This is a genomic window from Amycolatopsis thermoflava N1165, from assembly GCF_000473265.1.
Taxonomy (GTDB): domain Bacteria; phylum Actinomycetota; class Actinomycetes; order Mycobacteriales; family Pseudonocardiaceae; genus Amycolatopsis_E; species Amycolatopsis_E thermoflava.
This window is the reverse complement of sequence record NZ_KI421511.1, coordinates 6772086-6791161: the sequence shown is the minus strand read 5'-3', so window position 1 is coordinate 6791161 and position 19076 is coordinate 6772086. Positions and strand designations below refer to the sequence as shown.

Here is a 19076-nt window from a genome sequence, read left to right as displayed (position 1 = left end):
GCTGAAGCGACCTGTGTCACACCGGGGTACCGATCTTGGCCCCCCGGCCGATAGAAAGCGCGACGGCTCGACGCGGAACGACCTGGACGAGTGACGAGAAAGGTACGCCCTGTGACGACAGGTGCCCACAGCCTGGGAACCGGAAGCGGGGCGACGACGGTCGCCGAACTGCTCGCGCGCAGTGATCGCCCGGTTCGCCGGCGTCACGGTCGCGTCCCCGCGCCCTCCCCCGCCGAGATGACGATGCCGACCATGGTCGCCGCCATTTCCGTGCTCGACTCGAAGTCCCCGCGCCGCTTGGAGCGGCCACCGGTGGCGAGCACCGCCGGGATGCGGGTGTTCGGGACCGGCTCGTTCGGTTCGGCCGGCACGGTCGGCGCCACCCTGCGCGGCTCCGACGAAGGCGGCGCGGGCCGGACGACGGCGCCCGGCTCGATGACCGGTGAGCAGACGCCCGCGGCGCTCGCGACCACGCCCGTCGCCCCGGCTCCCCCTGCCGCCCCGCTCCCGCCTGCGGGCGAGGACGTCGCGGAAGTCAAGGCGGCGCAGACGATCGTCTTCGAGGCCTGCGTCGGCGACGCGGAGCCGGGACCGGCCGAGCCGTTGATCGTGCCGGTCGACGAGGACGCCGACGCGCAGCCCGCCAAGGAGCGGCGCAACCGGCCGCTGATCCTGGCCACCGCGAGCGCCGGGCTGACGCTGGCCGGCGCGATGCTGGTCGGCGGGTGGATCGCCGGGCCGGGTGGGACGGCCGAGCCGGTCAGCCTGGCAGGCGGGCACGCCGCGCCGCAGGAGCCGACCGTGGCCGGGCAGGACGAGGCCGACGACGCGGTGCCGCCGACGGGCCAGTTCACCGGCATCCTGCCGATCGCCGCGACGAAGCAGGCCGCGCCGCAGACGTCGACGCCGAAGGCCACCGCGCCGGCGACGAAGAAGACGACGCAGCAGGCGGCTCCGAAGCAGACCCGGCAGCAGGCGCCGCAACCGCGGTACTCGGTGCCCCAGTACTCCGTGCCACGCTACGAAATCCCGGACTGGCGCGACTACGAGCGCCACTACGACTACGACTACGGGCACGACCGCGACCGCGACCGGGACGGTCGGCGCCACCGCTGACCTGTTGACGCCCGCACCGGCCGCGGCGGATCATCGCCGGTGATGAGCGTCTACGACGACAGGCCGTGGCTGGCGCGGTACGCGCCGGGGCAACCGGCGGGGATCACCGTCGAGCACGAGAGCGCGCTGGCGATGTTCCGGGCGTCCGTGGCGCGGGTTCCGGACGGGGACATCCTGCGGTACTTCGGCGGCCGCATCACGCTGCGCGAGCTGGACGAGCTGACCGACGCGTTCGCCGCGGGCATCACCGACGCCGGGTTCCGTCCCGGCGAGCGGGTCGCGATCTACGCGCAGAACGTGCCGCAGTTCGTGATCGCGCAGGTCGGCACATGGAAGGCGGGCGGGATCGCGGTGTCGGTCAACCCGATGAACCGCGGACGCGAACTGGGGCAGCTGCTGGCCGATTCGGGCGCGACGGTGCTGGTGACGTTGCAGTCGCTGTGGCACGAGGTGGCGGCGGAGGTGGTGCCGGGCACCGCGGTGCGGACGGTGCTGACGACGTCCGAACTGGAGTACCGCGCGGAGCCCGGTTCGCCGGTGGAGTGCCCGGGAACCGTTGACCTGGCAGGGATGCTGGCGCGGTTCCAGGGCGTGGCGCCGCCTGCGGTGACGCTCGGACCGGACGACATCGCCTTCCTGACGTACACCTCGGGCACGACGGGCCCGCCGAAGGGCGCCATGACGACGCACCGCAACGTCGTCTTCAACGCCCAGACCTACCGGGACTGGGTGGGGCTGAGCGGGGACGACGTGATCCTCGGGGTGGCGCCGCTGTTCCACATCACGGGTCTGATCGGGCACATCGCGGTGGCCCTGCTGGTCGGCGCGCCGCTCGTGTTGATGCACCGCTTCGACGCCGCGCAGACCGTGGAGACGGTGCGCGCGGAGCGGGCCACGTTCACCGTCGGGTCGATCACGGTGTTCATCGCGTTGATGAACGTGCCCGATGTCGATCGGGATGCGCTGGCTTCGCTGCGGAAGATCTACTCGGGCGGGGCGCCGATCCCGCCGAGCACGGTGAAGGCCTTCCAGGCGATGTTCGGCACGTACATCCACAACTGCTACGGGCTCACGGAAACGACATCACCGTCACACGCCGTCCCGTTCGGCGTGGAAGCACCGGTGGACCCCGCTTCCGGCGCGTTGTCGGTCGGGGTGCCGGTGTACGACACGGTGGTGCGGGTCGTCGACGAGGACGGCCGGGAGCTGCCTGCCGGCGAGGTGGGCGAGCTGGTGACGTCCGGCCCGCAGGTGGTGGCCGGATACTGGGAAAAACCGGCGGAGACGGAGAAGGCGCTTCCCGGGGGACGCCTGCACACCGGTGATGTCGGGTACATGGACGCCCAGGGCTGGTTCTACGTGGTGGACCGGAAGAAGGACCAGATCAACGCGGGCGGGTACAAGGTGTGGCCGCGCGAGGTCGAAGACGTGCTCTACGAACACGAAGCCGTGCGGGAAGCCGCGGTGGTCGGCGTCCCGGACGAGTACCGGGGCGAGACAGTCAAGGCGTTCGTCAGCCTGCGCCCCGGGTTTTCGGTCACGGCGGAGGAACTGATTTCGTTCTGCCGCCAACGCATGGCGGCTTACAAATATCCGCGCCAGGTGGAATTCCTGGAGGAACTACCGAAGACCGTGTCAGGCAAACTACTGCGCCGCGCACTGCGCGGCAGTTGATCTTTGAACCAAAACCCGAGCTGGGTGGTCATCCCGTCGCCTGACACTGGCGCGATCACCTTGAGCCAGGGCCGCAACCTCCGCGCCCGCGTGAGTTGACATGCCAACCTTGCGGCCCTGGCTCAAGGTGATATGCACAAACCGGAAGGCGACGGGATGACCACCCGGCGACCACCCGCCCGAGGTGGGACGAGGCACCCAACCCCTGGTCATCCCGGAGCCTGCCCGTCCGGCGAGGACTCTCTTTTGATCTTTAGAGCCGCGCCTTCGCGCGGAAAGCGCCTCACGGCGCCGGAAGGTCACCTTCCGACCACCCCCGCCCCCGATGCCTGATTGTGTTTCAGTCGCCGAGCAGCCGTGTCAAGGCGGGAAAGCGTGCCTTGACACGCCTGGTCGGCGACCAAAGATCGGCTGTGGATCGGGGGCGGGGGAGGTCTGGTTGGGGTGGTCGGCCTTCTTGCGTTGCCGGCTCCCTGTTGCAGGGCGGGAGGTCTGGTTGGGGTAGTCGCTTGCTTTGCGTTGCCGGGCGGTGGTTTGTTGTGGTGCTGACCCTGCTAGTCCTGCTTGTCGGCGTTTGCGCGCCTTGCTGCTTCCCTCATCTCGAAGAGGTCCGTCAGCCAGTCGCCCGTTTCCCGGGCGATGTCCCGCACCGCGCCGGTGATGATCGTCGCTATGTTGCCGATGTGGGTGGCTGCCGACTCGGTGAGCACCTGGACCGTGTCCTTGCCGCTTTCGATCGGATCGACCATCACACGTCCTTACGCCGCCGCGGAAATCCTGTCGGACGCCAGCGTATCGGGCGTCCGGTCCTCCTGCCGAGGCCGCGGCGGCAGCGCGAACTTCACGATCTTCTTCGCCACCGACCACAACTGCTTGTGCAGCGGCCCGGTGTTGTAGGGCAGCCCGTACTTCTCGCACACCGCCCGCACCTCCGCGGCGATCTGCGGGTACCGCCGCGCCGGGATGTCCGGGAACAGGTGGTGCTCGATCTGATGTGAAAGGTTGCCGCTGAGGATGTGGAACAGCGGGCCGCCCGTGATGTTCGCCGAGCCGAGGATCTGGCGCAGGTACCACTGGCCCCGCGTCTCGTTCTCGGTCTCCTCCTCGGTGAAGCTCTCGACGTCGGACGGGAAGTGGCCGCAGAAGATGATCGCGAACGCCCACAGGTTGCGGGTCAGGTTCGCCGACGCGTTGCCCAGGAACGTCAGCGGCGCGAGCGGGCCGGTGAGCAGCGGGAACAACACGTAGTCCTTGCCGACCTGCTTCACCGCCTTGCGCGCCATCCGCTCGCGCATCTGCTTCAGCTCGGGGTCCGACCACTTCCGCTCGCCACGCACGATCCGGTCGAACTCCAGGTCGTGCAACATCACGCCCCACTGGAAGATGAACGCCAGCACCGTCGCGTACACCGGGTTGCCCAGGTAGTACGGGTGCCACTTCTGCGCCGGGTCGATGCGCAGGATGCCGTACCCGATGTCGCGGTCCTTGTCGAGCACGTTGGTGAACGTGTGGTGGATGTAGTTGTGCGAGTGCCGCCAGTTCTCCGCGGGTGCCATCGTGTCCCACTCGAACTTCTGCGAGCTCAGCTCGGGGATGCGCGTCCAGTCGTACTGGCCGTGCATCACGTTGTGGCCGATCTCCATGTTGTCCAGGATCTTCGCCAGCGACAGGGCGCCGACCCCGGCGAGCCAGGCGGGCGGGAAGAACCCGGCGAACATCAGCGCCCGCCCGGCGACCTCCAGCCCGCGCTGGGTCTTGATCACGTTCCTGATGTAGTCGACGTCGTCCTGGCCGAGGTCGGCGACGATCCGCTGCCGGATCGCGTCCATCTCGCGGCCGAACTCCTCGATCTGCTCCGGCGTCAGCCGGTCCTGCAAGCCGGTCATGGGAAAGCTCCTCTACGCGTCGATCTCCACGTCCCCGGCGGGGACGGAGATGCAGAGCTGGATCTCTTCGTTCTCCTCGCCGGACACCTCGCCCGACTTCGCGTTCCGCACCCGGCCGCGGGCCTTGACCTTCGTGCAGGAGAAGCAGATGCCCATCCGGCACCCGTGCTCCGGGCGGAGCCCGGCCTCCTCGGCCTGTTCCAGCAGCGGGCGGCCCGAGTTGGGGAACTCGACACCGCTGTGCGCGAACCGCACGGTCCCCTCGGCCGCCGACTCGTCGATCACCAGCTCCGGCGGCGTGAACTCTTCGGTGATCAGCTGTTCACTCAATTGTTCGCTGTCGTACACAGCCCGCACCGAGTCCATCAGCGGCGCGGGCCCGCACAGGTACGTCAGCGCGCCGGCGTACCAGGGCGCGGCCTCGACCAGGTGTTCCCGCGAGAAGAACCCGCGCAGCTCGCCGCCCGCCGCGTGCGTGCACGCGAGCACGACCCGCACGTTCGGGGCCTGCCGCGCCAGCTCGCGGGCGTAGAGCACGTCGTCCGGCGTGTTCGCGTAGTGCAGGAACACCACCTCGCCGCGATGCCCCTCGTCGGCGAGGGTGCGCAGCATCGACATCAGCGGGGTGATCCCGCTGCCGCCGCTGATCAGCAGCAGCTTCTCCGGTCGCGGCTCGGGCAGGGTGAACGTGCCGTCCGCCTGGGACAGGCCCAGCACCCAGCCCGGCCGGGCCCGGTTGAGGTGCTGCGACACCAGTCCCTGCGCCTTGATCGTCAGCTCCAGCCGCCCGTCCCGGTGCTGCGAACCGGCCGGCGAGTAGCACCGGGTGCGGCGCACGCCGTCGATGTCCACCGAGACCCGCACGTACTGGCCGGCCTGGAACCCGCGCCACGCCGAGTTCGGCTTCAGCGTCAGCGTGACCGTGCCGGGGGTCTGGTGCTCGACCGCGGTGACCTCGCCGCGGATCTCGCGGCGGACCAGCATCGGGTCGATGAGCTCCAGGTAGCGGTCGATGCCGTGCGGGGTGAGCAGCGCCTCGGCGATCGCGGCGAGCCGCATGATTCCTCCCCGGGATCAATTTCGGAGAACACTTGTACACTCAATGGTGGCGTACCCGGCGGGGGCGCTGTCAACCGAAGGAGGTGCGGGCGTGACGCAGGTCGCACCCGGAACCGGACGTAAGATCGACGACGTGTCGGCCGAGTCCGTGAAGCCCGTGAGCCGGCAGGAACGCAAACAGCGCACCCGCCAGGCCCTGCTGGACGCCGCACTCGCCCAGCTCGCCGACCGCCCGTTCGCGGTGCTCAGCCTGCGCGAGGTGACCAAGCAGGCGGACATCGTGCCCACCGCCTTCTACCGGCACTTCACATCCATGGACGAGCTCGGCCTGGTGCTGCTCGGCGAATCGATGGCGGTCCTGCGCCGCATGCTCGACGCCGCGCGGGACACCGGCACCGACTTCGACCAGGTCGCCCGCACCGTCGTGCGGACCCTGCACGAGTACACCCGCGCGCACGAGGCCCACTTCCGCTTCCTGACCAGGGAACGGCACGGCGGATCCGGCGCGGTGCCGCAGGCCGCGCGCACGGAACTGCGCATGTTCGCCGGCGACCTGGCCGTCGACCTCGCCCGGTTCGACTGCCTGCGCCGCTGGCGCACCGACGACCTGCGAATGCTCGCCGACATGATCGTCACGATGCTGCTGTCCACCGCGGTGGAACTCATCGAAACCGTGCCGCGCAGCGCCGAATCCGACGAGCGCATTCTCGCCACCGCGGAGAACCGGCTGAAACTGATCGCCCGCGGCGCCGAGCATTGGGAGTGACCCTCATTCGAGGGACACCGGCGGTTTGCGCGCGCCGACCGGGCTTGTCACCGTCGGATTCATGCGAAAGATCGCCGTACTGACCGCCGCCGCGTTCCTGCTGGCCACGGCGCCCGCCGCCGCCGAGCCGGCATTTCTCACGTCGTACTACGGAAACGGCTGGGGCCTGCAGATCGAAGGCGCCGTGACCAAGGACGGCGACCAGGCCTATTCGATCGAGCTGAGCGTTTCCGGCACCTGCCCGGCGGCGCCGATGCTGAGCACGCCGAAAATGGGTGTGCGGTACCGGTCGCCGCGCGAGGACTGGCACACGGTGATGTTCCCGTGCGGCACGAATCCGGAGCCGGTCAAGGGATCCGGCTACCTCTTCCCCGGCGACAGCGTGTCGATCCAGGCGATCGGCGAGGCCGGTTTCCCGCCGTCTCCCGGCTACGGGTTCGAGGTCCAGGTGCAGCCGGCCGAACCTGAGACGGCTCCCACCCCGAGCTTGTGATCATCGAACACCTGTTCTAGCGTCGTGCACGGAGGGTAGGGAGTGCACGATGAACCGGCAGGACGAGGAAGACCGCCTGGAGCGGAAACGGATCGCCGAGCTGGCGGACCAGTGGCGCTCGCTCGCGGGCGCGCTGCCGTTCTGGACCCAGGAGCGCGACGGCGACGAAATCGTGCTGCGCAACCAGTTCGGCGACGAGCTGCTGGTGACCCTGCACGGGCGCTGGGCTCAGCACTTCGCCCAGTACTTGGGCTCGCTGCAGAAGACGGCGGGCTGCGCGCTGGCCGAGCTGCTCTGGACCATCGGCGGCCACGGCGACTCGGTGCAGATCCGCCGTCAGGCCCGGGAACTCCTGCGCGCGATGCTGCTCGAAGAACCCCGGCCACCCGGCCGTCAGCGGTGACGGTGCGTGACCGTCCACTCGCGACAGATCAGCTCCCGGGCAGGAAGCGCAACGCCCGCTCGGCGACCTCCTCGACCGGCGCCGCGTCCGGCCACAGTTCCACCTCACCGCGCTGGAGCAGGGCGCGGGCCCGGGCGTACACCCGTCGCGGATCGTGCACCACGCTGCGGCCGGCGATGATCGCCAGCACCGGCATCGCGAGAGCACGCAACTGCTCGTCGGTGAACGGGACCGGCCGCGGCAGCGCGGTCCGGAAGTGCTGGAACCCGGCGCTGAGCAGCCGCCCTTCGACGGTGTCCGCCGGGTCCGCGCCGGTGGCCCAGCGGAGGAACCGCGGACGGGCCCAGCTCGAGACGTAACGCAGGCCGACCGGGAGGGCCCGCAGCACCAGCCCGGGCGGCACCGGCGCGAAGGTGGCGACCGGGTCGGCCAGCGTCAGCGAAGCGACCCGCTCCGGCCGCCGGACGGCGAGGTTCGCGGCCAGCCACCCGCCGGACGAGACGCCGAGCAGGTGCGCCTGCCCGAGGCCGAGCCGGGCCAGTGTTTCGTCGAGCCAGCGCGCCTGGTCCGCACCGTCACGGACGGGCGCGGTCTGTTCGCTGCGGCCCGGTTCGCCGAGCGGGTCGACGGTATGGACGCGGTGGCGCCGGGCCAGCGCCGGAATGCCCGCCCGGAACGCGACGCTGGTGCCGCAGCGCCCGGGCAGCAGGACGAGCGGCTCGCCGCCGGTGCCGAAGCGGTAGACGCGGACCGCGCCGAAGGCGGTCGGGAGGTCGCGCACCGCGGCCGGTTCGGGCATCGCGCGCAGCGCTTCGTCGTAAACGGCCTCGTAGCGTGCCCGCTCACCCGCCGACCGAAACCCGCCGAGCCCGCTCATTCGCACCTCGCCATCGTGAAATTCGGCACCGTCGCGGCAGCCGCCGGTGATCCCGCGCTGACACCCCGTTGCCACTCCGAGGAAAACGGCCATGTCGATCGTCGCCTCCCCCGGCCACGAGGTCGAATCCGGGAGTTACCGTGGAAGGCATGTTCGGTATGGCCGCGGTCTGGGCGGAACGCACGTCCCGTCGGACGCTGAATCATCTGCACAGCCAGCTGGGCGCCGCGGGACTGGTCGCCGCCGTGGCCACCGCGCCCGGCCTGACGGCGGTGGTCGACCAGCACGCGGCCGCGGTGCGCGACATCCTCGCCGCGGGCGTGGAGGGTTCCGCGGCCGTCGCGGGGGTCGTGCTGCTCGCCGGCTACGCGCGCGGCCTGCTCGACCACGCCCGGGAGGCCGGCTGGCGGCTGACCGTGCCACAGGGCCCGGAATCGGGGCCGATGGACTGGCTGACCTTCCGCCTGCTGGCGGTCTGCACACTGGCGAACTCGATGGACGACCCCCACTACCGCCAGGGCTTCGAACTCGAACTGCACTAGGCGCAAGAGAACGGCCGGTCCGTCGCCGGACCGGCCGCCTCTCCCTGTGCTCCCCGTCTTGAGGGGTGCTCCCCGTCGTTACCGGAAGCTCTCCGGCGGCCGCATGGTCGCGCCGCGGTCCGACCCCAGGGAACCGGTCGGCTGGCGCATCTCCTGCGTGGCCTCCTCCGCGCTCGGCGTGGTCGCGCGGGTCGCGTCCTCACGGCCCCGCTGGTAGGCCTCGGCGTGCGCCTTGGCCGCCGGGATCTGCTCCTCGGCGCGGCCCAGCCAGCGCTCCCAGCGCTGCTGCATCGGCTTCACCAGGCCACCGCCCATGCCGACGATGACGACACCGCCGATCGTCGCGAGCACGGTGACCAGCACCGGCGTGGTGACGGTGGTGGCGACGCCGATCTGGTTCAGGGCCGCGATGATACCCAGCGCCCAGATGAACACCGCCGCGATCGTGCCCAGCGTCTTGCCGTAGGACAGGCCACTGAGGGCACCGCCGACCAGGTCCTTCACCGCGCGGGCGATCGCGCCTGCGACGACCACGATGATGATCGCCACCGCGGCCTTCGGCAGCCACGCGACGATCCCCGCGAGCAGCCCGCTCACCGGGTTCGGCCCCCACACGCCGAAGGCGAACTGCAGGGCGATCAGCAGAACCGCGTAGTACACCAGCTTGGCGATGATGTCCGAGGCGTCGTACTTGCTCTTGGCGAGCATCTGTTTGATCCCGCCGCGCTCGACCACCCGGTCGAACCCGACCTTCTCGAGCACCTTGTCGACGATCTTGCTCAGCGCCTTGGCGATGAACCAGCCGATCGCGAGGATCACCAGGAACGCGACGAACTTCGGCACGAAGGTCGCCACCGCGCTCCAGGCGTTGGACACACCCTGGCCGAAGTCGACGGCCGCCAGGTTGGACGTTGCCACTGGCCTCTCTCCCTTCCGTTGCAGGAGCAACCTGCGCCCCGTTTCTGAAGCGCTTTCGTTGAAGTGGCTACCCAGCCCTGGCAGGGCCACACTTCAATGACCTGCAGCTATCCCCCACCCGTGTGACACAGCCCCGATCGGGACGGGGGTCCCGAAGTGGCTCCCACCGGCGGTTTCGCGGCTGTTTCGCGGCCGCGCCGACCGGGTGGAAAAAGGTCAGCCTGCCGCCGCCCGCTCGGGGCGCCGGGCCGGCACCGCGACGCGACTGATGTCGGAGGCCACCACGATCTCGCCACCGAACGACGCGGCCGCCTCGGCGCGGAACGCCTCCGGGTCCGGGTACCGCTGCGAGAAGTGCGACAGCACCAGCTTCCGCACCCCGCACTCGGCCGCCACCCGCCCGGACTGCGCGGCCGTCAGGTGCCCGTACTCGGTGGCCAACGCGGCGTCCGCGGACAGGAACGTCGACTCGATCACCAGCAGGTCCGCGTCCTCGGCCAGCTCGAAGACGCCGTCGCAGAGCCGGGTGTCCATCACGAACGCGAACCGCTGGCCCCGGCGCGGCTCGCTCGCCGCCGACAGCTCGACCCGCCGCCCGCCGACCTCGACGAACCCGTCCCGCTGCAGCTGCCCGACCGCCGGGCCGCGCACGCCGAGGGCCGTCAGCCGGTCCGGCAGCATCCGCCGGGTGTCCGGCTCGACCAGCTGGTAGCCGAACGACTCGACGGGGTGCGACAGCCGCCGCGCGACCAGACGGCCGAACGCGCCGCGCGCGATATCACCCGGCTCGGCCACCGGCGACTCCACCAGCTCCGCCGTCTCGTGGAAAACGCTCGCGTGCCGCAGCCGCGCGAAGTACTCCGCGCCGGAGGCCGGGTAGTGCGCGACCACCGGGTGCCGCACCCCGTCCAGCGACAACCGCTGCACCACGCCCGGCACCCCGAGGCAGTGGTCGCCGTGGAAGTGGCTCAGGCAGATCCGGGTGATCGAACTGGCCGCCACCCCGGCGAACAGCATCTGCCGCTGCGTGCCCTCGCCGGGGTCGAACAGCAGGCCCTCGCCGTCCCAGCGCAGCAGGTAGCCGTTGTGGTTGCGGGTGCGCGTCGGCACCTGGCTCCCGGTCCCCAGCACCACCAGTTCACGCACGGACACCCCCCGACCCTAGGCCGCGTTTCGGAGGTGGCTTGCGTGGCGGTGCGGGTAGCGGCCCTCCCGCCAGCCCGCCACCACCCTCAATGGATGCTCTCCGCGCGACCAGCCCGATTCCAGGCGGCCCCTGGATGTGGAATCGCCACTTGATGAATCCCCACCCGCCGGCCCGACCACCACCCCGGGTGGACGCGCTCCGCGCGGCAGGGCCGACCACCGCGCTGTCCTCGCCAGGAACCTCCCACCCGTCACCCACCACCACCCTCAATGGACGCGCTCCGCGCGGCTCCGCCCGATCAAACCCGCGGCGGCGCCGGTTGACGGCCCACCGCAAGCGGCTCCGCCGCTCAGGAAACAGAACCTAGGCCGCGCAGCCGCAACGCCGTCCACAGCTCCGCCCGCACGTCCGGGTCGTCGAGATCGCGCCCGGTCAGCTCGGCGACCTTCGCGATGCGGTTGCGCAGGGTGTGCCGGTGGACGCCGAGCCGCGCAGCCGCCGGGTCCCACTGCCCGTGCCGCCGCAGCCACTCCGCGAGCGAGGCCACCAGATCGCCGCGCCCGGTCTCGTCGTGGCGCACCAACGGTTCCAGCACCGCGGCGGCAAACGCTTGCGCCTCCTCCGCGGGCAGCAGCGAGACCAGGTCACCGCGGAACCGCACCAGCTCGGTCTGCGAGGCAACGCGCATCGCCCGCCGGTGCGCCTGCGCCAGCTCGGCGTAGCCGGCCGCCGGCGCCACCCCGCCGGCCAGCTCCGGGGACCAGCCGGACGGTCCGATCGCCACGACGATCCCGTCCAGCTCGGCGGCGAACGCCGGGCTGCCGTCGAGCGCGTCGAGCACCCGGTCGGGCCGGCCGGTCAGCGCGAACACCTCGACCGGTTCCGACGGCAGGCCGACGATCCCCGCGACCAGCTCGTGCTGCCCGGCCAGCAACAAACGCATACATGCCGTATGTACCTTGCGGCGCTCCGACTCCAGCCCACGCGCCCGCGTCAACGTGAGGGTGAGCAGTGACGCGGCGGCGCTCAGCACGTGCCCGCTGGTCCGGTCGAACGGCTCCGGCCGCCCGGCGACGAGGAACCCCTGGTCGCGCAGCACCTGGACGACCACGTGTTGCCCGTCCACCTCGAAACTGGCGCTCGCCGGCCCGCCGCGCAGCCGCGCCAGCTCGCCCGCCACGGACGGCAGCCGTTCCGCGGCCGCCGCCGGGGCGGCCCGCACCAGCTCGCCGCCGCGACCGACCAGCAACACGAATCCGTCGAGCAGCCGTGCCAACCGCCGCACCGCCGCATCCGGCCCCCGCAACGCGGCCCGCGTCAACTCCTGCTGCGCCGCGTTGGTGGCCGTGACCTCGGCGTACGAGTCCGCCGCAAGCGCCGCCGACACCGCCTTGCTGATCGCGATGAACGGCGTCCGCCGGGGCACTTCGAGCAGCGGCAGCCCGGCGTCGGCGGCGGCGCGCACCAGCGCGGCGGGGGCCTCGGCGTGGCTGAGCCCGATGCCGAAACCGAGCCCGGCCAGCCCGCGCGCCGTCAGCGTGGTCACGTACCCGGGCTCGCCGGACAGCCGCAGTCCCGTGGTGAGCAGCAACTCACCGCCTTCGAGGAACGGCGTCGGGTCGTCCAGCTCGCTGACGTGCACCCACCCCACCGGGCGGTCCAAACCGGACTCCCCGGCCAGCACGCGCAGACCGAGCGTCGGGTCGGCGAGCAGTCGCCGCAGGGTCACCGGCACGAGCACCACTCTGCCACTTCGTCCAGTTTTCGGACCACCGACTGGCCAGTCCGGCCATTTCCGTCCGCGCTGGGCGGGCCGATGCTGGAGCGATGACCTTCCCGTACTGGGTCGCCGGGCGCCCGGCGACGAGCGACGACCTCGTCGAAATCCGCAACCCCCGCGACGGCGCGCTCGCCGGAACCACCAGCAACGCGACCGCGGCGGACGTCGAAGCCGCCGTCGCGGCCGCGCACGACGTCCGGCACGAGGTCGCGCAGCTGCCCGCGTACGTGCGCGCGGACGCACTGGACCACGTCTCCCGGCGCCTGGCCGAGCGCGCCGACGAAATCGCGGACCTGATCCACGCCGAGTCGGGCAAGCCGTTGAAGTGGGCGCGGGCCGAGGTCGGGCGCGGGGTGTCGACCTTCCGCTGGGCCGCCGAGGAGGCCCGCCGGTTCTCCGGCGAGCTGCAGCGGCTCGACACCGACGCCGCCTCCGCCGGGCGGCTGGCCCTGGTCCGGCGCGCGCCGCGCGGGCCGGTCCTGGGGATCACGCCGTTCAACTTCCCGCTCAACCTCGTCGCCCACAAGGTGGCCCCGGCGATCGCCGCGGGCTGCCCGATCGTGCTCAAGCCCGCGCCCGCGACCCCGCTGACCGCACTGGTGCTCGGCGAACTGCTCGCCGAGACCGACCTGCCCGCAGGCTCCTGGTCGGTCCTGCCGATGCCGAACGAGGCGGCGAGCGAACTGGTCGCGGACCCGCGGCTGCCGGTCGTGTCGTTCACCGGGTCCGGACCGGTCGGCTGGGCGATCCAAGACCGGGTGCCGCGCAAGCACGTGACCCTGGAGCTGGGCGGCAACGCGGCGGCGATCGTCTGCCCGGACTGGACGGACCTGGAGTTCGCGGCGCAGCGCATCGCGACGTTCGGCACCTACCAGGGCGGCCAGTCGTGCATCTCGGTGCAGCGGGTCTACGCGCACCGGGACGTGTACGCCGAGCTGGCCGACCGGGTCGTCGCCCACGTGCGCAAGCTGGACGTGGACGGCGAGGTCGGCCCGCTGATCAACGAGGCGGCCGCGGTGCGGGTGCAGTCGTGGGTCGACGACGCGGTCGCGGCGGGCGCCGAGCTGCTCGCCGGCGGGACGCGGCAGGGCGCGACCGTCGCGCCGACCGTGCTCACCGGTGCGCCGGAGGACTGCGCGGTCAACGCCGAGGAGATCTTCGGCCCGGTGCTGTCGCTCGCGCCGGTCGACTCGGTCGAGGAGGCCTTCGAGCGGGTCAACGCGTCGCGGTTCGGTCTGCAGGCCGGGGTCTTCACGCACGACCTGCGGGTCGCGTTCGAGGCTTCGGCGCGGCTGGAGGTCGGCGGCGTGGTGGTCGGCGACGTGCCGAGCTACCGGGCCGACCAGATGCCCTACGGCGGGGTGAAGGAGTCCGGCACCGGCCGGGAGGGGGTCCGCGCGACGATGGAAGACCTCACCGAGCAGCGGGTTCTCGTGCTGACCGGGGTGCGCTGAAGATTCCCGAAAGAAAATTGTCCGCCTGTGTCGATTCGCCCGGGGCTCGATCGATGTCATCGTGACGGTCCCATTGGGGACCACCTCGACAGCAGGGAGACGACGATGAAGTTCATGGTCCTGGTCAAGGGCGACGAGAACACCGAGGCCGGCGCGATGCCCACCGAGCAGGAGCTGGCCGAGATGGGCAAGTTCAACGAGGAGCTGGTCAAGGCCGGTGTGATGCTCGCCGGCGAGGGCCTGCACCCCACCTCGAAGGGTGCGCGCGTGCGGTACTCCAGCGAGGGCACGACCGTGATCGACGGCCCGTTCGCCGAGTCGAAGGAGCTGATCGCGGGGTTCTGGATCCTCGACGTGAAGTCGAAGGAGGAGGCCGTCGAGTGGCTGAAGCGGGCGCCGTTCCGGGACACCGAGATCGAGATCCGGCAGGTGTTCGAGGCCGAGGACTTCGGTGACGCGTACACGCCGGAGCTGCGCGAGGCCGAGGAGCGGATGCGCAAGCAGGTGGCCGAGCAGCACGGTCAGTAAGACCTTGCCCTCGCCGCGGTGAGGTGGTGTGCTCGGTGACCGTGACGGTCACCGAGGCACACCGCACCATCGACGCCGTGTGGCGCATCGAGTCCGCGAAGCTGATCGCCGCGCTGACGCGCATGGTGCGCGACGTCGGGCTGGCCGAAGAGCTGGCGCAGGACGCGCTGGTGGCGGCGCTGGAGCAGTGGCCGTCGTCCGGTGTGCCGTCGAACCCGGGCGCGTGGCTGATGACGATCGCCAAGCGCCGCGCGATCGACCACTTCCGGCACCTGAAGATGGCGGAGCGCAAGCACGAGGAGATCGGGCTCGATCTGGAGACGTCGCAGCAGGCGATCGAGGTCGAGCCGGACGAGGTGCCGGACGACCTGTTGCGGTTGATCTTCACGGCGTGCCACCCGGTGCTGAAGACGGAGGCGCGGGTGGCGCTGACGTTGCGCTTGCTGGGTGGGCTGACGACGGACGAGATCGCGCGTGCGTTCCTGGTGCCGGAGTCGACGGTGGCGCAGCGGATCGTGCGGGCGAAGCGGACGCTGGCGCAGAAGAAGGTGCCGTTCGAGGTGCCTGCCGGGCCGGAGCTGGCGGAGCGGCTGGGGTCCGTGCTGGAGGTCGTGTACCTGATCTTCAACGAGGGATACTCCGCCACGGCCGGCGACGACTGGATGCGCCCGCAGTTGTGCGCCGACGCGATGCGGCTGGGGCGGATCCTGGCCGGGCTGGCGCCGCGGGAGCCCGAGGTGTTCGGGCTGGTGGCGTTGATGGAGTTGCAGGCGTCGCGGTCCAGGGCGCGGGTGACGCCGGACGGTGAGCCGATCCTGTTGCTGGACCAGAACCGGGCGAAGTGGGACCGGTTGCTGATCGGGCACGGTCTGGCGGCGCTGGAGCGGGCGGAGAGCCTGTCGCCGGTGCGCGGACCGTACGTGCTGCAGGCGGCGATCGCGGCGTGCCACGCGCGGGCGGGTGCGCCGGAGGACACCGATTGGGAGCGGATCGCCGCGCTGTACGGGGAGCTGGCGGAGGTGACGCCGTCGCCGGTGGTGGAGCTGAACCGCGCGGTGGCGGTGTCGATGGCTTCGGGTCCCGAGGCGGCGCTGCCGTTGGTGGACGAGCTGACAGCCTCGCCGGCGCTCGCGAGGTACCACCTGTTGCCCACGGTGCGGGGCGACCTGCTCGCGAAGGTGGGGCGCCTGGCGGAGGCACGGGCGGAGTTCGAACGGGCGGCTTCGCTGACGCGGAACGCCCGGGAGCGGGATGTGCTGCTGGCCCGGGCGAAAGCGGCTGCTGGGGAGTGAGTGGGGTCTTTGCGCTTCGCGGGCTTCGGGCCGTCGGTGGTTTCGTCTGGAGTGGGGCTCTTGCGCTTCGCGGGCTTCGGACGTCCGTGGTTCGTCTGGAGTAGCGCTCTTGCGCTTCGCGGGCTTAGGGCGTCCGTGGTTCGGCTGGAGTGAACCTATTCGTCGCGGTGCGACTGGCCCTCTCGCGCTGCGATGAATGGACCGTTCACCGACCGCCGCTGGTGCCGTCCAGGTGTGCGTGGTTGAACGGACCATTCATCGGCTCGCCGCTGGTCCAATGGTGCAGCGGTGAAGCGATGAATGGGCCGTTCATCGAGGCACCACCGGCCCACCCGCACGCGAAGGCATGAACGGCCCGTTCATCTCCGCACGACTGGCCCACCCGCGAACCGATGAACGAACCATTCATCGAAGCACGACATGTCCACCCACGGGCGAAGGCATGGACGGGCCATTCATCCACCCACGACAGACCCGATCGCCGCGGTGTGAACGGACAATTCATCGAGGCACCGCGGCCCCATCGCCGCCGCGTGAACGGGCCGTTCATCGGCGCACCACATGCCCACCCGCTCCCAAAGCCATGAAGGGACCATTCATCAAGGCACGACATACCCACTCGCGTAGGCATGAACGCACCGTTCATGCACCCACCACAGACCCCGTCGCCACAGCATGGGAACGGGCCGTTCATCGAGGCACGACATGCCCAGCCACTCGCGAAGGCACGAACGGACCACTCATCAACCCACCACGGCCCCCATCGCCGCCGCATAAACGTGGCATTCATCAAGGCACGACATACCCGCTCGCGAAGGCACGAACGGGCCGCTCATCCACCCACCACACGGCCCATCGCCGCCGCGTGAACGGGCCGTTCATCAAGCCACCACATGCCCACCCACTCCCGAAGGCACGAACGGACCATTCATCCACCCACCACAAACCCCATCACCGCCGCATGAATGGACCGTTCATCAAAATCCGCTCGATCCGCTCCACCCCCGAGAGCCAGCACAGCCGAACCGGGCCGCAAGCTAGAGCGCGCCCAGCCCGGCCTCCAGCAGATCGAACATCCGCGCCCCTGCCCGCCCCACCGCCTCCGCGACCACCGCCGCTTGCTCGCCGGCCGCGGTGCGCCGCAGCACCTCGTCGAACAGCAGGCGGTGCACGCCGGCGATCTGGGCCGCCGCGGCGCGCGCGGTGTCGGCGTCGAACTCCTCCACCAGCGCGGTGGCCAGCGCCTTCTCCCGCTCCTCGTGCAACTCACGCAACCGCGCGAGCAGCGTCGGGCTCTCGACGACCATCCGCGCGAACTCCGGCCCCGAGAAACCGAGCAGGGCGTCCCGGCGCTCGAGCCCCCCGAACCACGCCTCCCGGAAGGCCGGCACCAACGGCCGGTCCCGCACCGCCGCCAGGCTCGCCACGAACGACTCGTGCACGTCGAAGACCAGGTCCTCCTTGCGCGGGAAGTGGTTGGTGACCGTCATCTTCGCCACGTCCGCCGCCTCCGCGACCTGCGCGATCGTCACCTCCTCGAACCCCCGCGAGATGAACAACCGCGTCGCCGCGTCGGAGATCGCCTGCCGTGTCCGCTGCTTCCTCAACCCGCGCTCCACGAAACCCACCTTACGCTAGGCTTGACCTAAGATTGGGTCGAACCTAGCGACATGGAGGCCCGAGATGCGGCTCATGACCGTCCACGCCCACCCCGACGACGAATCCAGCAAGGGCGCCGCGACGATGGCGCGCTACGCCAAAGCGGGCGCGGACGTCCTGGTCGTCACCTGCACGGGCGGCGAGCGCGGCGACGTCCTCAACCCCCGCCTCGACATCCCCGAGGTTCGCGCAAACCTGCCCGAGATCCGCCGCCGGGAGATGGCCCGCGCGAGCGAGATCCTCGGTGTGCGGCAACGGTTCCTCGGCTTCCGCGACTCCGGCCTCACCGACGACCCACCCGCCGACAGCTTCGCCCGGCAGCCTCTCGGCGCCGCGGTGGACCGGCTCGTCGAGGTGATCCGCGAGTTCCGCCCGGACGTGCTCGTCACCTACGACGAGACCGGCGGCTACCCGCACCCCGACCACATCCGCACCCACCAGGTCGCGGTCGCCGCGTTCGACGCCGTCGCCGGCACGCCGTGGCAGATCGCCAAGCTCTACTACCTCGCCACCTTCACCAAGGAGTGGTTCCAGGCCATGCACGACGCGCTCACCGCACGCGGCCTCGACTCCGGCATGGCCGAGGTCCTCGCCGAACTGCCGGACACCCGAACCCCGGTCACCACGCGGATCCACTGCGCCGACCACTTCGACGTCCGCGACCGCGCCCTGCTCGCCCACGAAACCCAGGTCGACCCCGACCACCCGTTCCTGCGCCACCCGCGCGACGTCGAACGCGAGGTGTGGCCGACCGAGGACTACGTCCTGGCCCGCTCGCTGGTCCCGGCCGACCTGCCGGAGGACGACCTGTTCGCCGGCATCACGGCTGCTGCGGCGGATCCAGCATGACCGTCGGATCCGCCGGCGCCGGCTCGACCTGCTTGCGCCGCCGCTCCCGGAACACCCAGCCGCCGACGACGCCCGACCCGAACCCGAACAGGTGCCCCTGCCAGCTGATGCCCTCCTCGGCCGGCAGCAGCGCCGTGAACTGGTAGGCGAAGCACAGCGCCATCACGAGCCCGATCACGATGTCGATCGGGCGCCGGTCGAACAAGCCGCGCACGATGATGTAGCCGAAGTAGCCCAGCACCACGCCGCTCGCGCCGGCGGTCACCCCGTTCGGCGGCGACACCAGCCACACACCGAGCCCGCTGCCGACCACGATCAGCGCCGTCACGCCGAGGAACTTCCGCACCCCGCGGTAGGCGGCGAGGAACCCGAAGATGAACAGCGGCCCGGAGTTGCTTTCGATGTGCGCCCAGCTGAAGTGCAGGAACGGCGCGGTCAGCGCTTCGGGCAGCGAACTCAGCTCGCGGGCGCGGATGCCGAAGTCGAAGCTCAGCGCGTAGCCGGTGGCCCAGTTGACGATCTGCACGATCCAGATGGCGGCGAGGAAGCCGACCATCACCCACAGCGCCTTGCGCGCCTCGGCGATCATGGCCTGGGCTTCGGCGCCACTGGGCAACGCGCGTTCCTTCATCC

Annotated in this window: 19 protein-coding genes; 10 read left to right on the top strand and 9 right to left on the bottom strand. The window is 70.9% G+C overall.

Annotated features, from left to right (window positions below):
* Nucleotides 1-237: 237 nt before the first annotated feature.
* Together AMYTH_RS0133785 and AMYTH_RS0133780 are read left to right on the top strand one after the other, a co-directional pair.
* Nucleotides 238-1116: a hypothetical protein gene (locus tag AMYTH_RS0133785; RefSeq protein ID WP_157360704.1), complete on the top strand. Its 879-nt coding sequence runs from the start codon at nt 238-240 to the stop codon at nt 1114-1116.
* Nucleotides 1117-1158: 42 nt separating this feature from the next.
* Nucleotides 1159-2790, top strand: a complete 1632-nt coding sequence (locus AMYTH_RS0133780) for a class I adenylate-forming enzyme family protein (protein ID WP_027933943.1) — start codon at nt 1159-1161, stop codon at nt 2788-2790.
* Nucleotides 2791-3344: 554 nt separating this feature from the next.
* On the opposite strand, the gene AMYTH_RS0133775 is transcribed toward AMYTH_RS0133780, so the two are convergent.
* The 3 genes from AMYTH_RS0133775 to AMYTH_RS0133765 are packed head-to-tail and all read right to left on the bottom strand — an operon-like array spanning nt 3345 to nt 5735.
* Nucleotides 3345-3539 carry a hypothetical protein gene (locus tag AMYTH_RS0133775; RefSeq protein ID WP_020421622.1) on the bottom strand — a complete coding sequence of 65 codons (195 nt, stop codon included), beginning with the start codon at nt 3537-3539 and terminating at the stop codon, nt 3345-3347.
* A gap of 9 nt (nt 3540-3548) precedes the next feature.
* Complete coding sequence (locus tag AMYTH_RS0133770; protein ID WP_027933942.1) at nt 3549-4676, bottom strand: fatty acid desaturase family protein; 1128 nt, start codon at nt 4674-4676, stop codon at nt 3549-3551.
* A gap of 12 nt (nt 4677-4688) precedes the next feature.
* Nucleotides 4689-5735 carry a ferredoxin reductase gene (locus AMYTH_RS0133765; RefSeq protein ID WP_027933941.1) on the bottom strand — a complete coding sequence of 349 codons (1047 nt, stop codon included), beginning with the start codon at nt 5733-5735 and terminating at the stop codon, nt 4689-4691.
* A gap of 91 nt (nt 5736-5826) precedes the next feature.
* Between AMYTH_RS0133765 and AMYTH_RS0133760 the strand changes: the two genes are divergently transcribed.
* From AMYTH_RS0133760 to AMYTH_RS0133750, 3 genes are read left to right on the top strand one after another with little or no spacing between them, the layout of a single operon-like run.
* Complete coding sequence (locus AMYTH_RS0133760; RefSeq protein WP_051362896.1) at nt 5827-6501, top strand: TetR family transcriptional regulator; 675 nt, start codon at nt 5827-5829, stop codon at nt 6499-6501.
* 25 nt (nt 6502-6526) lie between these two features.
* Complete coding sequence (locus tag AMYTH_RS0133755; protein ID WP_027933939.1) at nt 6527-6994, top strand: hypothetical protein; 468 nt, start codon at nt 6527-6529, stop codon at nt 6992-6994.
* Between the two features lie 49 nt (nt 6995-7043).
* Nucleotides 7044-7397: a hypothetical protein gene (locus tag AMYTH_RS0133750; protein ID WP_027933938.1), complete on the top strand. Its 354-nt coding sequence runs from the start codon at nt 7044-7046 to the stop codon at nt 7395-7397.
* 28 nt (nt 7398-7425) lie between these two features.
* Here the strand turns inward: AMYTH_RS0133750 and AMYTH_RS0133745 are convergent, their stop codons facing one another.
* Nucleotides 7426-8274, bottom strand: coding sequence for an alpha/beta fold hydrolase (locus AMYTH_RS0133745; protein ID WP_037322899.1), 849 nt, complete (start codon nt 8272-8274; stop codon nt 7426-7428).
* A 158-nt stretch (nt 8275-8432) separates the two neighbouring features.
* Between AMYTH_RS0133745 and AMYTH_RS0133740 the strand changes: the two genes are divergently transcribed.
* Nucleotides 8433-8816: a DUF6401 family natural product biosynthesis protein gene (locus AMYTH_RS0133740; protein WP_027933936.1), complete on the top strand. Its 384-nt coding sequence runs from the start codon at nt 8433-8435 to the stop codon at nt 8814-8816.
* 78 nt (nt 8817-8894) lie between these two features.
* Here AMYTH_RS0133740 and AMYTH_RS0133735 read toward each other — a convergent pair whose 3' ends face one another.
* The 3 genes from AMYTH_RS0133735 to AMYTH_RS0133725 form a co-directional block, all read right to left on the bottom strand.
* Complete coding sequence (locus AMYTH_RS0133735) at nt 8895-9734, bottom strand: mechanosensitive ion channel family protein (RefSeq protein WP_027933935.1); 840 nt, start codon at nt 9732-9734, stop codon at nt 8895-8897.
* A gap of 216 nt (nt 9735-9950) precedes the next feature.
* Nucleotides 9951-10886, bottom strand: a complete 936-nt coding sequence (locus AMYTH_RS0133730) for a ribonuclease Z (protein WP_027933934.1) — start codon at nt 10884-10886, stop codon at nt 9951-9953.
* A gap of 344 nt (nt 10887-11230) precedes the next feature.
* The gene (locus AMYTH_RS0133725) at nt 11231-12625 is read right to left on the bottom strand and encodes a PucR family transcriptional regulator (protein ID WP_051362895.1); all 1395 of its coding nucleotides are present in this window, start codon (nt 12623-12625) and stop codon (nt 11231-11233) included.
* A gap of 83 nt (nt 12626-12708) precedes the next feature.
* On the opposite strand from AMYTH_RS0133725, the gene AMYTH_RS0133720 reads away from it, so the two are divergent.
* The 3 genes from AMYTH_RS0133720 (at nt 12709) to AMYTH_RS0133710 (ending at nt 15935) form a co-directional block, all read left to right on the top strand.
* Nucleotides 12709-14115 (top strand): aldehyde dehydrogenase family protein, encoded by a 1407-nt coding sequence (locus AMYTH_RS0133720; protein ID WP_027933932.1) that lies wholly within the window; start codon nt 12709-12711, stop codon nt 14113-14115.
* 105 nt (nt 14116-14220) lie between these two features.
* Complete coding sequence (locus AMYTH_RS0133715; protein WP_027933931.1) at nt 14221-14643, top strand: YciI family protein; 423 nt, start codon at nt 14221-14223, stop codon at nt 14641-14643.
* 23 nt (nt 14644-14666) lie between these two features.
* Complete coding sequence (locus AMYTH_RS0133710; protein ID WP_027933930.1) at nt 14667-15935, top strand: RNA polymerase sigma factor; 1269 nt, start codon at nt 14667-14669, stop codon at nt 15933-15935.
* A gap of 1037 nt (nt 15936-16972) precedes the next feature.
* Here the strand turns inward: AMYTH_RS0133710 and AMYTH_RS0133705 are convergent.
* Nucleotides 16973-17563, bottom strand: a complete 591-nt coding sequence (locus AMYTH_RS0133705; protein WP_027933929.1) for a TetR/AcrR family transcriptional regulator — start codon at nt 17561-17563, stop codon at nt 16973-16975.
* A 55-nt stretch (nt 17564-17618) separates the two neighbouring features.
* Here AMYTH_RS0133705 and mca point away from each other — a divergent pair, with 55 nt between their 5' ends.
* Nucleotides 17619-18443 (top strand): mycothiol conjugate amidase Mca, encoded by an 825-nt coding sequence (gene mca / locus AMYTH_RS0133700; RefSeq protein ID WP_027933928.1) that lies wholly within the window; start codon nt 17619-17621, stop codon nt 18441-18443.
* Here mca and AMYTH_RS0133695 read toward each other — a convergent pair.
* Nucleotides 18415-19074, bottom strand: coding sequence for a rhomboid family intramembrane serine protease (locus tag AMYTH_RS0133695; RefSeq protein ID WP_027933927.1), 660 nt, complete (start codon nt 19072-19074; stop codon nt 18415-18417). The genes mca and AMYTH_RS0133695 overlap by 29 nt on opposite strands.
* Nucleotides 19075-19076 lie beyond the last annotated feature (2 nt).

What these genes read in the sequence shown, in the direction of transcription:
- AMYTH_RS0133785 (WP_157360704.1), top strand. Translation starts at nt 238, where the DNA reads ATGACGATGCCGACCATGGTCGCCGCCATTTCCGTGCTCGACTCGAAG.
- AMYTH_RS0133780 (WP_027933943.1), top strand. Translation starts at nt 1,159, where the DNA reads ATGAGCGTCTACGACGACAGGCCGTGGCTGGCGCGGTACGCGCCGGGG.
- AMYTH_RS0133775 (WP_020421622.1), bottom strand. Translation starts at nt 3,539, where the DNA reads ATGGTCGATCCGATCGAAAGCGGCAAGGACACGGTCCAGGTGCTCACC.
- AMYTH_RS0133770 (WP_027933942.1), bottom strand. Translation starts at nt 4,676, where the DNA reads ATGACCGGCTTGCAGGACCGGCTGACGCCGGAGCAGATCGAGGAGTTC.
- AMYTH_RS0133765 (WP_027933941.1), bottom strand. Translation starts at nt 5,735, where the DNA reads ATGCGGCTCGCCGCGATCGCCGAGGCGCTGCTCACCCCGCACGGCATC.
- AMYTH_RS0133750 (WP_027933938.1), top strand. Translation starts at nt 7,044, where the DNA reads ATGAACCGGCAGGACGAGGAAGACCGCCTGGAGCGGAAACGGATCGCC.
- AMYTH_RS0133745 (WP_037322899.1), bottom strand. Translation starts at nt 8,274, where the DNA reads ATGAGCGGGCTCGGCGGGTTTCGGTCGGCGGGTGAGCGGGCACGCTAC.
- AMYTH_RS0133740 (WP_027933936.1), top strand. Translation starts at nt 8,433, where the DNA reads ATGGCCGCGGTCTGGGCGGAACGCACGTCCCGTCGGACGCTGAATCAT.
- AMYTH_RS0133720 (WP_027933932.1), top strand. Translation starts at nt 12,709, where the DNA reads ATGACCTTCCCGTACTGGGTCGCCGGGCGCCCGGCGACGAGCGACGAC.
- AMYTH_RS0133715 (WP_027933931.1), top strand. Translation starts at nt 14,221, where the DNA reads ATGAAGTTCATGGTCCTGGTCAAGGGCGACGAGAACACCGAGGCCGGC.
- mca (WP_027933928.1), top strand. Translation starts at nt 17,619, where the DNA reads ATGCGGCTCATGACCGTCCACGCCCACCCCGACGACGAATCCAGCAAG.
- AMYTH_RS0133695 (WP_027933927.1), bottom strand. Translation starts at nt 19,074, where the DNA reads ATGAAGGAACGCGCGTTGCCCAGTGGCGCCGAAGCCCAGGCCATGATC.